Origin of the sequence: Clostridium pasteurianum BC1 (assembly GCF_000389635.1) — a bacterium.
Classification (GTDB): domain Bacteria; phylum Bacillota; class Clostridia; order Clostridiales; family Clostridiaceae; genus Clostridium_I; species Clostridium_I pasteurianum_A.
Map to the genome: position 1 here is coordinate 1,697,041 of NC_021182.1, position 13,804 is coordinate 1,710,844.

The window sequence follows — 13,804 nt, forward strand, 5'->3', positions numbered from 1 at the left end:
AATTTGAATAAGTGTGAAATGATGATAGGTATTATTTTGAGCTAGCTATAGAATTGGAGTGATTTGGTGTTAAACTTTAAAAAGCTTAATTTGGAGGATAAAGAAGTATTGGATAAATACTTAAAGCCTTTTAATTTTAAAAGTTGTGAGTATTCTTTTACTACTCTTTTTATATGGAAAGAGGCCTGTAGTATAGAGTATGCTATATATGATGGTGTACTCATTTTTAAAAAAAGAGATTTTGATGGGAAGACCCATTTTATGCAGCCTATTGGTTATAAGAAGGAACAATTAAAAGAAATTTTTCAACTACTTAAAGAATGTAGAGAAGAATTTAATATGGATTATTTATTTAAGGATTTAGAAGGTGAATTTTTAGAGGATTTAAGAGAATATTGTAATATAGAAGTAGATATAATTGAGGATAGGGATAATTTTGACTATATTTATCCAAGCAGTAGTCTTATATCCCTATCAGGTAAAAAACTTCATGGTAAAAAAAATCATTATAATCAATTTATAAAGAATTATGAGTACTATGTAAAAGACATAAGAGAAGCAGATGAAGAAGAATGTATAGAAGCTGTAAAAGAATGGTTGTATCGTAAAGGTGATCCAGATGAACATTTGAAATATGAAGCTAAGGGTATAGACGAATTATTAAAGAACAAAGACAAATTAGATTTCGATGGTATAGCTGTCTATGTAAAAGATAAGATAGCTGCTTTAACTATGGGAGAAAAGATGAATGAAGAAATGGCTATTATTCATATTGAAAAGGCAGACCCTCAAATTAAAGGTCTTTATTCATTTGTAAATAAGAGTTTTGTTGAGCAATGTTTTAGTGATGTAAACATAATTAACAGAGAGCAAGATTTAGGAAGAGAAGGACTTAGAAAAGCTAAAGAGTCCTATAAGCCCTTTGAATTTGTCAAAAAATATATAATTCCATAAGTTTAATTAAGCTTTGTGAAAGGTTAAAGTATTTGTAAAAACAATTAAAACACTATGAAAATCATTTAAATTACATGAATTTCATAGTGCTTTTTAGAATTGAGAAATTTGCTTAGGCATCGTAAATAATAAGTATTTAGTTCCAGTTTATTCTAGCGCCCTATTACTTTCATATGCCATAGTCTAAAAAATATTTTTAGACTATAATAGTATTAATTTATTAGCCATTAATACCTTTGTTTTCAGCAGATTTTTTATTTAGCTGTTTAGTTTCTGCAAGACTAGGATCAGCTGTGCTGCTTGAAAAACTAGAATTAGAAGCGGAAGTAGCTCCGGCTGCGTTAGCAGTACCACTATTTGCAGCAGAATTTTGATTTAATTGTCTAGTTTCTGCAAGGCTAGTATCGGCTGCACTATTTGAAAAACTAGAATTAGAAGCAGAACCGCTTCCACTAGCAGTACCTTTTCTTGCAGCAGATTTTTGATTTAATTGTTTTGTTTCTTCTAATGAATTACCCATGGTAATCTCCTTCCGAGATATAAATTTTATTTACTGGAAAACCAGTACGTCTTATAGATTACCCATATTTCTAAAATAATATAATGGAACATTTTACATTGCATGGATAAAATCACTAGTAAAGAATTTGCTCACCTCTTTTAGCTATATTAAGAATTTTAGTATTTGCAGTTTCTATTTTTTCTTTAAATTTTTTTGTTATATTAAAATCTTCTCTAAAGTGCATTGGAATAAATAGTCTAGGATTAATTTCCTTTATAAAATATTCTCCACCTATAAAATAATATTCTTTAAGTCTTGAATCTACAGGGAAAAAAGCTATATCTATAAAATTACTTTTAATCTTTTCTATTTCTGATTTAAAAGACTTTTCCATTTTAGAATTGAATTCCTCATTTTCATCCCACCAATGCCACCAGTTTAAATCACCAGAATGAAATATTGTTATATTATCTACCTTTACTAAAAAAGAAATACCTATGTCATTGGAACTAAAGGCTTTAACATATAGATTATCTATATGTAAATCTTCATAGACTGATAACATATTAATATAAGTATCTCTATCTTTTTTATCAATATTAATATCACTGCTTAATATATAGTGAATATCTGGTCTTATCTGTCTCCATTTTAATATTATAGGATTAAAATGATCAAAATGACTATGAGAAGAAAATACTATAATTTTTTTTTGAATTTTTAAATCTTCTTCTCCAACAGCAGCATTTGATATACATTTATTTCCTTTATCTGTAGAATCTTTATAATAATCAAATATTAAAAGATAATTTTCTGTTTCTACGGCAAATCCACTATTGTATAGATAATTAATTTTTGCCCTACAAGTTTCCATATTAAAAGCACCTCCATAAATTTTATTATAAATCACATCAATTTAATTAATATTTATATAAGTATTATTACACATATTTAAGATGAACAAAATACAGTTTTACACTATATATAATAAATTTATTTATAGTAAAAATAGAAACATTTATAAAAAATTTTTCCGAAATACAGATTTAACTTATTAATTTTAATGTAAAAGAATGAGTGTTTTAATTTTCCAATGGTTATATTATAATATAATTATAAGTGTATAATAAATCGTAGAATACGGAGGAACTATAAGAATGAAATTTAACTTTGATCATAATAATTTTAATGTGTTAGATTTAGAAAAAAGTATTGCTTTCTATAAAGAAGCTTTAGGTTTTGAGGAAGTGAGAAGACATAACGCAGAAGATGGCAGCTTTATTTTAAGTTTTCTCGGTGATAATCAAACAGGGCACAAGCTAGAGCTTACGTGGCTTAAAGATAGAAAAGAACCCTATAATCTTGGAGAAAATGAATTCCATTTAGCTGTTAAAACAGATGATTTTGATGCAGCTTATGCGCATCACAAAGAAATGGGATGTATATGTTATGAAAATAAACCTATGGGAATATATTTTATAAATGATCCAGATGGATATTGGGTAGAAATACTGCCTTATAAAAAGTAAAAATTAGCCTATAGCATTCATTATACTAAAATGCCATGAAGACAATAAGATATATAGGGATAATTATACCTATATCAATCTATAAGGATATTATTTGATAAATTTATAATAAATATTTCTAAGATTCAGTGATAATAAATTTTTTTGAATTTCAGAAATATTTATTATTACTGAAAAAAATTAAAGTGGTTTTTTAGTATTTCTTTTAAGCCATAAGTTAAAGCTTATTGAAAATATTTTACTGTAAATAGGATATAGAATAGGAATCACTCTGTTAATAATACTGGCAATAAGAAATAAAATTGAAGGATATATGTTTCTTAAATTGAGCTTAATACCTAGTATTATACTGGCAGCAACTATTTCGGGAGATTGGACTGGCCATGGCACAGGAGCTCTATTTCCACCAGCTCTTCTAAAAAAGTTTGTATTCGTAGCAATGGGATATACTAAACCCAATTTCCCTCTGTTTTTCATTTCATATCTGTAGGTTTTTGCAAACATATTTATGGAAGCTTTGCTTGCACAATAAAGAGCGTAACCTGGAAGAGGGACTTCACTTACTGCAGAGCAGGTTATAATCATATAGTATGATTTATCTTTATTAATATTTTTCATTTTTTCAGCAACATATATGGGTGAAAAAACATTAGTACTATATATTTTTTCTATATGTTCCCAGTTTGCTTCTTCAATTTCTTCGCAATAGGCAAAGCCGGCATTAGCTATAAATATGTCTATACTTTGAAATAAGTTTAATGCATATTCAAAAAGCTGGTCAACTTCCTCTTTTTTTGATAAATCACAGGAAAAAGATATAACGTTTTTATCGTAATTCGGTATTTTATCAATATTTCTTGCTACAGCAATTATTTTTACATCATAATCTTTAAGTTTTTTTAATAATTCCATGCCAATTCCAGAAGAAGCTCCAGTTAAAATTATATTTTTACCATTTATATTCATAGATAAGTTCCTTCTTTCATGTTTTAGTTTTCATCATAAATTTAAGTTCCTCTAAAATGTATCTTAAGTTTTCTAATAAAGTATTTTTAGATACTTTATATTAAGATTATATACCTAAAATGGTATAATTTATAATGAAAATTTAAATTTTCACTTTAGCATTATTTAATGGAATACTTTATGTGATTAAAAAATTGAATAAATTGTACTTTTTATAATTTTCTTAAGGAGCATATAACAGTTATATATACATAGATATAAATAATGCATATAAATTCGGTGAAAACAAATTTGTATTAAGATAAGATTAATTGATGGTAAAAGGAGGGGATAATGTGAATTATGAAATATATAATAATAAAATCAAACTTATAAAAGCTGATATAACTACTTTAAAAGTGGATGCTATTGTAAATGCAGCTAATAGTGGACTTTTAGGTGGAGGAGGTGTGGATGGAGCAATTCACAAAGCAGGTGGACATAAAATCCATGAAGAGTGCATGAAATTTAGGAATAAAAAAGGTAGATGTCATACTGGAGAAGCTGCAATTACCACAGGTGGAAAGCTCAAAGCCAAATATGTTATTCATACAGTAGGTCCAATGTGGAATGGCGGATATAACAATGAAGAGGAATTATTAGGTAAATGCTATGAAAACAGCATTAATTTAGCTGTTGAAAACGAAGTTAGAACCATTGCATTTCCAAATATAAGCACAGGCGTATATGGATTTCCTAAAAAATTAGCAGCTGAAATCGCACTTAAAAAAATTTTAGAAGTTATGAAAACCAATAAAAATATTGATCAAATTATATTTGTATGCTTTGATGATGAAAATTATAATATATATCATGAAATGATGAGGGGAATACAATGAGTAAATTGAAAATTAAAAATGCACAGAAAATAGTAATTAGAAAAGCTATAGAAGAAGATACCGCTGAAATAGTAGAATATATGCTGTCTATTGGTGGAGAGTCTGACAATTTGACCTTTGGAGAAGGAGAACTTAAAATGACTATTGAAGCTGAGGAAAATTTTATAAAAGACATAAATAGCAGAGATAATGCAATAATGATTGTAGCTATATTAGATAATAAAATAATTGGATCAGCTGCACTGAGAGCAGGTGAGAAGAAGAGAATAAGACATGTAGGTGAGTTTGGAATAACTGTAAGAAAAGCTTACTGGGGTCAGGGAGTAGGAAGTACACTTTTAAATTATTTAATAGAGTGGACAAAGGCTACAGGTATAATAAAAAAAATTAATTTAAGAGTTAGAGATGACAATAAAAATGCCATAAAATTATATGAGAAATATGGGTTTCAACAGGAAGGGGTTATTACTAGAGAGTTCTATATAAAGGGTGAATTTTATGATGCTATTTTTATGGGACTTAAAATTGATTGAGTTTAATAATTACATAAATATTGAGTAAAAGACAGCTTCAAAAAGTATAACTTGAAATATTTTATATTGATAAGGTGTATAAAAATAAATTTTGCTTTTATTAATAACAAAATAAATTTCGTAAATTACAAATAACTAAAAATAAAGATTTAAATAAAAATATATTGACAATTATATTAAACAATAATATACTTAAAATCAGATTTAATAAATTACACAATTAAAACTAAGATGGAGAAAAAAATATTCGATTTGTTAATTAAAGAGAGTTAGCGTTAGGTGGGAGCTAATATTAGCATGGATATAAAATGATCACTCCGGAGTTTCCAAGTTGAAAGAGTTTTATCAAGTAAACAAGGACGTTTACCAGCGATATATGGTTAAGATTAATTATGAGTTTTTGTAATGATCTGAGTTAAGAGGCAGTTACTATGTGTTAACTGCAAAAAAGGTGGTACCGCGGAAGTTTGATCTTTCGTCCTTATGGGCATATGATTTTTTATATGTGCTTATAAGGACGGGAGATTTTTTATTTTTAATAAATTTAGGAAGGGGTTTTGAACTGTGGAACAAAATTCAGTAGTAGAAACAGAAAATGAAAAAAATTACATTACTTTAGATGATGTATTAGAGGCAAAAAAGAGAATAGAAGGCATATGTATAAACACGAAGTTAATATATAGTTCAGAATTTAGCAAAGAAAGTGGTAATGAAGTTTATATAAAACCTGAAAATCTTCAAATTACTGGTGCGTTTAAGTTAAGAGGAGCATTAAATAAAATAAGTAAACTAAGTGAAGAACAGAAAAAAAGAGGCTTAATAGCATCTTCAGCAGGAAATCACGCACAAGGAGTTGCTTATTCTGCAAGTAAACTTGGAATTAAAGCAACTATCGTTATGCCAGAAACTACACCTCTAATAAAGGTACAAGCAACTAAAAGTTATGGAGCAAATGTAGTTCTTAAGGGACAGATATATGATGAAGCTTATGAAGAGGCTAAAAGATTAGAAAGAGAGAATGGATATACTTTTATACATCCTTTTGATGATGAGGACGTTATGGCTGGGCAGGGAACCATAGCTCTTGAAATAATAGATGAATTAAAAGATGTAGATGCCATTTTGGTACCAATAGGCGGCGGCGGTTTAATAAGTGGTATAGCGGTAGCAGCAAAGTCTATTAATCCAGATATAAAAGTTATAGGAGTTCAGTCAGATGGAGCAAGTGCTATGAAGGTATCCTTTGATACCGGAATATTAACTGCTTCAGATAAAGTTGATACTATTGCAGATGGAGCAGCTGTAAAGCAACCTGGAGATAAAACTTTTGAGGTTGTTAAACAATATGTTGATGAAATTGTTACTGTAAGTGATTGTGAACTCATTGAAGCTGCATTTATACTTTTGGAAAAACATAAACTTGTAGCAGAAGCCACAGGAGTAATGTCTTTAGCAGCTTTAAAGAGGTTAGATTTTAAAGGGAAAAAGGTAGTTTCATTAATAAGTGGAGGTAATATTGATGTAGTAACTATAGCATCAATGCTAAATAATGGACTATTGTCTAGAGGTAGAATATTCTGTTTCTCAGTTAAATTACAAGATTCCCCAGGACAATTATTAAAGATATCAGAAATACTAGCTGATCAAAAAGCTAATGTAATAAAATTAGACCATAACCAATTCAAAGCTATTGATAGGTTAAAGGATGTCATGCTTGAAGTAACTGTTGAAACCAATGGGCATGAACATATAAAAGAAATAGTAAAGGCATTAAATGAAGCAGGATATGATGTTTATAAAGTTTATTAAGATTTGCTTTTTTATTTAATATGAATTATTTTTAACAAAACCATTGACTTTGATAATAAAAATAGTTATTATATGAACTAAAGAAAATTTAATAATTTAAATTCTTGGTCTTATCAAGAGAGGTGGAGGGACTGGCCCAGTGAAACCCGACAACCGGCATTTGATTTTAAAATGTGGCGGTGTTAATTCCAGCAGAAGTTTTCTGAAAGATAAGAGAAGAGGTGAATAGGTATTATTTACTGCTTTTCTTATGAAGGGCAGTTTTTATTTTTTTAGAATTTATTTACTACTTATCATCAAAAAATAATTATTACAGAGCTATTTTAGTACATCTTAAGTAATCCTTAATTGGTGAAGTAATTCATCAATTAATTCATAATACTTGATTCTCTATTAAAAAAATTTACAAGTAATTTTTTCGATATTAATTAATATAGTGATTACTTGCCGAATATAGGATAATATAAATTAAACAAGTTGAAGAATATATTTAAAAATTAAATAAACTCTTATCAAGAGAGGTGGAGGGATAGGCCCAATGAAACCCAGCAACAGTCAGCAATAGCTGAAAATGTGCTAATTCCTACAGTATTTTCTGAGAGATAAGAGGCGAATTGCTATAAGCCTCTTATTTTTAAGGGGTTTTTTCAATTTAATCAATGAATATTACTCAGTGGGAGTTTGTATTCCCACTGAGCTTAGATGAATTATCCAGGGACGTGCCGGTGTTATCTACATCCTTAGAATGCGGAGTGTTACAGCGGCTAGTCATCGGACAAATATTATTTAGTTAAAATTTGTGTGAATCGCTTTCACATATTTCGGCGGAAGTGTTACAGTGGGTAGTCATTGTATAAATAAAAATATTATAGAAATACATAATTTTTTAGGGGGAGATTAAATGGGAGATCATTGTAGACGCTTAGAAACAATTATGGTACAGGGATGTAGAGAAAGAGAGGATACAACTGGGGCCATAAGTACGCCTATATATCAAAGTGCAACCTTTAGACATAGGGGATTAAATAAGAGTACAGGATACGATTATTCAAGATCGGAAAATCCAACAAGGGAGGAACTTGAAAAAACAATTGCTAAGCTTGAAGGAGGTAAATCGGGCTACGCTTTTTCTACAGGAATGGCCGCTATAGATGCGGTGGCAAGGCTCTTTTCACCTAAGGATCACATAATTGTATCGGAAGATTTATACGGGGGTACTTATAGACTATTTGAACAGGTATATAAAAAATATGGTGTTGAAACTACTTATGTAGACACAACAGATATAGAAAAAGTTGAAGCTGTCTTGAGAAAAAATACTAAAGCAATTTTTATAGAAACCCCTTCAAATCCTATGATGAGAATAACAGATATAGAGAAAATAACATCTATAGCAAGGCCATTAGAAATATTGACTATAGTAGATAATACTTTCCTAAGTCCATATTTTCAAAGACCATTGCTTTTAGGAGCTGATATAGTAATTCATAGTGGAACAAAGTTTTTGGGAGGACATAATGATACTCTTTCAGGAATTATAGTTGCAAATAAATTTATTGAAGAATTAAGATTCACTCAAGTATCTACAGGGGCAGTACTTTCTCCATTTGATAGCTGGCTTATATTAAGAGGAATAAAAACCCTATCCATAAGAGTTGAAAAGCAGCAGGAAAATGCAATTAAAATATCCAACTGGCTTAATGAGTGTAAAGCTGTTAAAGAGGTCTTCTATCCTGGACTTAAAAATCATAAAGGATATGACATATCAATTAAGCAGGCTACAGGCTTTGGATCAATGATTTCCTTCAATGTGAATGAAAAAGAAAGTATTGAAAGAGTACTTGAAAAGCTTGAAGTCATATACTTTGCAGAAAGTTTAGGCGGAGTTGAGAGCCTTATAACTTATCCGTATACACAGACTCATGCAGCTATACCCGAAGATATAAGAAATAGAATAGGTATTAAAGATACACTTTTAAGACTTTCAGTAGGAATTGAAAATGTGGAGGATTTAATAGAGGATCTTGATAGAGCTTTAAATTATTAAATTACTTAAATAAAAAATTCAAAATTAATGAGATTGTAAGGGAGATAGAAATATGGATTTTGGAACAAAGCTTATTCATAATGGAAACGAAATAGATAAAAATACGGGAGCATTAAGTTTACCTATATATCACGCATCTACTTTTCATCAGTTTGACATAGATAATTTCAGTAAATATGATTATTCCAGGTCTGGTAATCCTACTAGAGAAGCACTTGAAAACACTATAGCTGTTTTAGAAGAAGGAGATAGTGGGTTTGCATTTTCTTCAGGTATGGCTGCTATATCTTCAGTATTATCTATTTTCTCTGCAGGAGATCACATTTTAGTCTGTAAAGATGTTTATGGCGGTACTTACAGAGTAACTTCCTCATTTTTTACAAAATTTAATGTGGAAACTACCTTCGTGGATGCTTCTAATATTGGAGAGATTAAGGAAAGAATAAAGAGTAATACTAAGGCAATATTTCTTGAAACGCCTTCTAATCCTCTTTTAAAGATAACTGATTTAAGAGCAGTTATAAAAGTAGCTAAGGAACATAACATTGTAGTTATTGTGGATAATACTTTTATGTCTCCTTATCTGCAAAATCCTATTAAATTAGGGGCGGATATTGTAGTTAACAGTGCTACAAAGTTTATTGGAGGACATAGTGACGTTATAAGCGGACTGGTGGCAGTTAAAGGGAAAGAGCTTTCAGATAAAGTAAAGTTTGTACAAAATTCCTTTGGAGCTGTCTTGGGACCCCAGGATTGTTGGCTGCTGTTAAGAGGAATTAAAACCCTTAAGGTCAGACTTGATTATCAGCAAAAAAGTGCATTGAAATTGGCAAAATGGCTTAAAGAGCAGGAGGAAGTGGCTAAGGTTTACTATCCTGGACTTTCTGATCATCCTAGCAGTAATATTCATCTTTCACAGGCTAGAGGTGGTGGTGCAGTTCTTTCTTTTGAAGCTAAAGATGATGCTGTGGCTATAAATTTTATGAAAAAGGTTAAACTTGCAGCAGTGGCTGTTAGTCTTGGAGGAGTAGAAACTATAGTTTCATATCCTGCTAAGATGTCCCATGCGGCCATACCTAAGGAAGAAAGGGAAGCTTTAGGTATTAAGGATAGTCTTATAAGAGTTTCTTTGGGGCTTGAGGATACAGATGATATAATAGAAGATTTTAAGATAGCCCTTTCAACAAAATGATAATGTGCTATAATAGTTAGAAATAATTAAATATGCATTTTTTATTCTGTTTGACATTATATTTAGCCACTGTGATATAATAAATTAAAAACTATAAAACTTTAGGAGGATATAATGAGCAAGTTACAAGAAATATTAGACTATAATCGATTTTTTGTAGAAAATAAAGAATATGTTAAGTATAGGACATCGAAAGAACCAAATAAGAAGCTAGTAATTTTGTCATGCATGGATACTAGATTAACAGAGCTTCTTCCAAAGGCACTAAACCTTAAAAATGGTGATGTTAAGCTTATTAAGAATGCTGGTGCTTCTATAATGCATCCATTTGGCAGTATAATAAGAAGTATTGTAGTTGCTGTTTATGAATTCAAAGCGGATGAAGTATTAGTAATTGGACATTATGGTTGTGGTATGAGTAACTTAAATGGAGATAAAATTTTAGAAAAAGCGATAGAAAGAGGTATCTCCGAAGAGGTTATAACAACTTTATGTAATGCAGGAATTGATATAAAAAAATGGTTGCATGGCTTTGATTCTGTAGAGGAATCTATTAAAGAGAGTGTGGAATTGATAAAAAATCACCCTCTAATACCTAAGGATATAAAAATACATGGTCTAATAATAGATCCAGAAACAGGAAAATTAGAAGTTATTGTTAATGGATATGAATAGCTATATCAAAACATTCAATATAGTGAACTAAGAAAGTAATAGTTTTTTTGAATAATTTTTGTATATATTGAATGCTTTATTGTATAAGTACCACATCAATATTAGGTGAGACACATTATTCTTATATTACGAATTTTAAAAAAGGATATTCATGCTTTACATGAGTACCCTTTTGTTATATAATTAAAATTGAACCTATTGATAAAAAAATTAACAAAACTTCAATTATATCATATCATAGTAAATCATTACTTGTCAAGGGGTTTTACGAAAAAACTTTGGAGGTATGTGAAATGGATAGAATTAATGAAGAAAAAGAATTAGAAATGAGTTATTTAGAAAAAACTCTGGAATTCGTTAAAAAATCATTGATAAGGTCAGAAAATGAGCTTCAGGAAAGAGTGAGTAAACTTATTAGCTCAGGAAAGGATATGTGGGAAAATAGTTCCCATTCTTCTAATGATTTTGATAAAATCCCCGAAATGACTGAACACCTTATGGAAGTAAATAAAGATAACAGAAATTTTTATAAGGTAGAAAAAGAAATAAAAAAATATAAAGCTATGCTTGAAGCACCCTATTTCGGAAGATTTGATTTTAAAGAAGATAATTTTGATGGGGAGGATAAAATATATATAGGGCTTCACAATTTAATGGATTCAGATAGTAATGAAATATATGTTTATGATTGGCGTGCGCCTATTTCCAGTATATTTTATAGAATGGAACTTGGAAAAGCTGATTATATTTCACCGGTAGGTGAAATTACAGGTGAAGTTACATTAAAAAGGCAGTATAAAATAGAAAGATCTCAGATTCAATATTTTTTTGACAGCAGCATTACTATTAATGATGAAATCCTTCAGAATGTGCTAAGCAGAAATTCCTCTACTAAGATGAAAAATATAGTTGAAACTGTACAAAAAGAACAGGATATAATTATAAGAGATACTGATAATGAGCTTCTAATAGTTCAAGGAGTGGCGGGAAGTGGAAAGACATCTATAGCACTTCATAGAATTGCATTTTTGCTTTATATGAGTTTAAGACTGAATTCTAATAATATAATTATAATTTCTCCTAATTCTATTTTTAGTAATTACATATCAAATGTATTACCGGAGCTAGGAGAAGAGAATGTAAGAGAAATTACTTATGAGGGGATCGTAAGAGAAGTCATAAACAATAATACATTAAAAATTGAGAATAGAAATAATGCTTTAGAATTTATAATAAATAATCAGCAGTCAGTAAAAAGCAGCCAAAAGGTTAAAAGTATTGAGTTTAAGAGCTCTTTAGAATTTGTAAAATTATTAGATAGATTGTTAGATTATTATGAGCATAAGCTTATTTACTTTCAGGATATATATTATGATGGTAAAATTATTGAAACGAAAGGACAGCTAAAAAATTTATTTCTAAATAATAAGATTAATATGCCTATGACAAAAAGACTTAAGCGAATTGAAAATATTATATTGCATAAGGTTCATCCTATGAGAAGAAAAAGGCTTGGTAAAATAGAAAATATAGTTAAAAATAGTTATGGTCATGAGTTTGAAGAAAAGTCCTTTAGCAGACTTTTAGCCATAAAAGAAGCAAATGTGTTTATGAAAAAGCTGAGAAGCTTTACGGACATATCTTATTTTCAGGTATATAAAAGTTTATTTTTTAAAAAGGGCTTATTTTTTAAACTGGCAAAGGGTTTAAAACTGCCTGAAAACATTGAAGAAATAATAGCCGAAACTATTGATAATTTAAGCAAGGGTTTTATCTCCTTTGAGGATTCAGCACCTCTTTTATATATTAAGCTAAAAGTTGAAGGCAGTGAAGAATTTAAGGAAATGAAGCAGGTAGTTATAGATGAAGCTCAGGACTATTATCCAATTCACTATAAGATATTTAGTATATTATTCAGGACAGCAAGATTTACTGTACTTGGAGACATAAATCAATCTATTGAAAAGAATAAGTATAAGGATATTTATGATGAAATTGAAAATATATTAAATAAGAAAAGATCTTTAAAGCTATTTTTGAAGAAAGGTTATAGATCTTCTTTTGAAATAAATTCATTTGCTAAAAAGCTTTTAAATAGTAATGAATATTTAAATGCCTTTGAAAGGCATGAGGAAAAACCAGAGATTATAGTGAAGAATAGTTTAGAAGAAGTTAATGAGGGAATTAAAATTACTGCTGCTAATTATTATAAGCAGGGCTATAAATCTATAGCTGTTGTATGTAAAACCGAAGGGGAAAAGTGTAAAGCTTATGAAAGTTTGAAGAAAATTATGGATGTAAAACTATTAGATGAAAATAATAGAGAAGTGAAAAGTGGTACTGTTATTGTATCATCTTATATGGCAAAGGGTTTAGAATTTGATGGAGTTATAATATACAATGCTGCTGTCAGTGTTTACTCAACAGAATTAGACAAAAAATTATTATATATAGCTTGCACAAGGCCCCTTCATAAACTGACTATATATTCTATGGGGGAAAATAGTATGTTTATCCGATAACTAGTCGCTGTAACACTCCACCTGCTACAAGGTGGAGATAACAGCGACACATTTCTGGATAATTCATCTAAACTCAGTGGGAGTACAAACTCCCACTGAGTAACATTCATTGATGTAAAAGCAGAATTTGTTATTTCAATCATAATACTAATTAATATTAACTATAATATTATTATAATACAATCTCTGGAGGGAAT

General features: G+C 29.4%; 12 protein-coding genes, 2 riboswitches and 1 other annotated feature. Of the genes, 9 read left to right on the plus strand and 3 right to left on the minus strand.

The window, feature by feature from the left end; translation table 11 throughout:
* Window positions 1-66: 66 nt before the first annotated feature.
* Complete coding sequence (locus CLOPA_RS07850) at window positions 67-954, plus strand: DUF2156 domain-containing protein (RefSeq protein WP_015614899.1); 888 nt, start codon at window positions 67-69, stop codon at window positions 952-954.
* A 220-nt stretch (window positions 955-1,174) separates the two neighbouring features.
* Here the strand turns inward: CLOPA_RS07850 and CLOPA_RS07855 are convergent, their stop codons facing one another.
* Both CLOPA_RS07855 and CLOPA_RS07860 read right to left on the minus strand, forming a co-directional pair.
* The gene (locus CLOPA_RS07855) at window positions 1,175-1,474 is read right to left on the minus strand and encodes a hypothetical protein (RefSeq protein WP_015614900.1); all 300 of its coding nucleotides are present in this window, start codon (window positions 1,472-1,474) and stop codon (window positions 1,175-1,177) included.
* Window positions 1,475-1,589: 115 nt separating this feature from the next.
* Window positions 1,590-2,330, minus strand: coding sequence for an MBL fold metallo-hydrolase (locus CLOPA_RS07860; RefSeq protein ID WP_015614901.1), 741 nt, complete (start codon window positions 2,328-2,330; stop codon window positions 1,590-1,592).
* Window positions 2,331-2,613: 283 nt separating this feature from the next.
* On the opposite strand from CLOPA_RS07860, the gene CLOPA_RS07865 reads away from it, so the two are divergent.
* Complete coding sequence (locus tag CLOPA_RS07865) at window positions 2,614-2,985, plus strand: VOC family protein (RefSeq protein WP_015614902.1); 372 nt, start codon at window positions 2,614-2,616, stop codon at window positions 2,983-2,985.
* Window positions 2,986-3,165: 180 nt separating this feature from the next.
* Here CLOPA_RS07865 and CLOPA_RS07870 read toward each other — a convergent pair whose 3' ends face one another.
* Window positions 3,166-3,951: an SDR family NAD(P)-dependent oxidoreductase gene (locus CLOPA_RS07870; RefSeq protein ID WP_015614903.1), complete on the minus strand. Its 786-nt coding sequence runs from the start codon at window positions 3,949-3,951 to the stop codon at window positions 3,166-3,168.
* Between the two features lie 314 nt (window positions 3,952-4,265).
* On the opposite strand from CLOPA_RS07870, the gene CLOPA_RS07875 reads away from it, so the two are divergent.
* From CLOPA_RS07875 to CLOPA_RS07905, 7 genes are all read left to right on the plus strand, one after another.
* Window positions 4,266-4,829, plus strand: coding sequence for an O-acetyl-ADP-ribose deacetylase (locus CLOPA_RS07875; RefSeq protein WP_051115625.1), 564 nt, complete (start codon window positions 4,266-4,268; stop codon window positions 4,827-4,829).
* Complete coding sequence (locus tag CLOPA_RS07880) at window positions 4,826-5,362, plus strand: GNAT family N-acetyltransferase (RefSeq protein WP_015614905.1); 537 nt, start codon at window positions 4,826-4,828, stop codon at window positions 5,360-5,362. Before CLOPA_RS07875 ends, CLOPA_RS07880 begins: the two co-directional genes overlap by 4 nt.
* 219 nt (window positions 5,363-5,581) lie before the next feature.
* Window positions 5,582-5,848: a binding site (T-box leader), on the plus strand.
* 78 nt (window positions 5,849-5,926) lie between these two features.
* On the plus strand, window positions 5,927-7,171 hold the full coding sequence (ilvA, locus tag CLOPA_RS07885) for a threonine ammonia-lyase (protein ID WP_015614906.1): 1,245 nt from the start codon (window positions 5,927-5,929) through the stop codon (window positions 7,169-7,171).
* A gap of 107 nt (window positions 7,172-7,278) precedes the next feature.
* Window positions 7,279-7,387: riboswitch (SAM riboswitch) on the plus strand.
* A 290-nt stretch (window positions 7,388-7,677) separates the two neighbouring features.
* A riboswitch (SAM riboswitch) is annotated at window positions 7,678-7,780 on the plus strand.
* A gap of 292 nt (window positions 7,781-8,072) precedes the next feature.
* Window positions 8,073-9,218 carry a trans-sulfuration enzyme family protein gene (locus CLOPA_RS07890; RefSeq protein ID WP_015614907.1) on the plus strand — a complete coding sequence of 382 codons (1,146 nt, stop codon included), beginning with the start codon at window positions 8,073-8,075 and terminating at the stop codon, window positions 9,216-9,218.
* 52 nt (window positions 9,219-9,270) lie between these two features.
* A complete protein-coding gene (locus CLOPA_RS07895; protein ID WP_015614908.1) occupies window positions 9,271-10,410 on the plus strand; it encodes a trans-sulfuration enzyme family protein in 1,140 nt (379 codons plus the stop codon).
* A gap of 114 nt (window positions 10,411-10,524) precedes the next feature.
* The gene (locus tag CLOPA_RS07900) at window positions 10,525-11,085 is read left to right on the plus strand and encodes a beta-class carbonic anhydrase (RefSeq protein ID WP_015614909.1); all 561 of its coding nucleotides are present in this window, start codon (window positions 10,525-10,527) and stop codon (window positions 11,083-11,085) included.
* A 293-nt stretch (window positions 11,086-11,378) separates the two neighbouring features.
* A complete protein-coding gene (locus CLOPA_RS07905) occupies window positions 11,379-13,607 on the plus strand; it encodes a HelD family protein (protein WP_015614910.1) in 2,229 nt (742 codons plus the stop codon).
* The last annotated feature ends 197 nt before the right edge of the window (window positions 13,608-13,804 follow it).

What these genes read in the sequence shown, in the direction of transcription:
- CLOPA_RS07855 (WP_015614900.1), bottom strand. Translation starts at nt 1,474, where the DNA reads ATGGGTAATTCATTAGAAGAAACAAAACAATTAAATCAAAAATCTGCT.
- CLOPA_RS07860 (WP_015614901.1), bottom strand. Translation starts at nt 2,330, where the DNA reads ATGGAAACTTGTAGGGCAAAAATTAATTATCTATACAATAGTGGATTT.
- CLOPA_RS07865 (WP_015614902.1), top strand. Translation starts at nt 2,614, where the DNA reads ATGAAATTTAACTTTGATCATAATAATTTTAATGTGTTAGATTTAGAA.
- CLOPA_RS07870 (WP_015614903.1), bottom strand. Translation starts at nt 3,951, where the DNA reads ATGAATATAAATGGTAAAAATATAATTTTAACTGGAGCTTCTTCTGGA.
- CLOPA_RS07875 (WP_051115625.1), top strand. Translation starts at nt 4,266, where the DNA reads ATGGTAAAAGGAGGGGATAATGTGAATTATGAAATATATAATAATAAA.
- CLOPA_RS07880 (WP_015614905.1), top strand. Translation starts at nt 4,826, where the DNA reads ATGAGTAAATTGAAAATTAAAAATGCACAGAAAATAGTAATTAGAAAA.
- CLOPA_RS07890 (WP_015614907.1), top strand. Translation starts at nt 8,073, where the DNA reads ATGGGAGATCATTGTAGACGCTTAGAAACAATTATGGTACAGGGATGT.
- CLOPA_RS07895 (WP_015614908.1), top strand. Translation starts at nt 9,271, where the DNA reads ATGGATTTTGGAACAAAGCTTATTCATAATGGAAACGAAATAGATAAA.
- CLOPA_RS07900 (WP_015614909.1), top strand. Translation starts at nt 10,525, where the DNA reads ATGAGCAAGTTACAAGAAATATTAGACTATAATCGATTTTTTGTAGAA.
- CLOPA_RS07905 (WP_015614910.1), top strand. Translation starts at nt 11,379, where the DNA reads ATGGATAGAATTAATGAAGAAAAAGAATTAGAAATGAGTTATTTAGAA.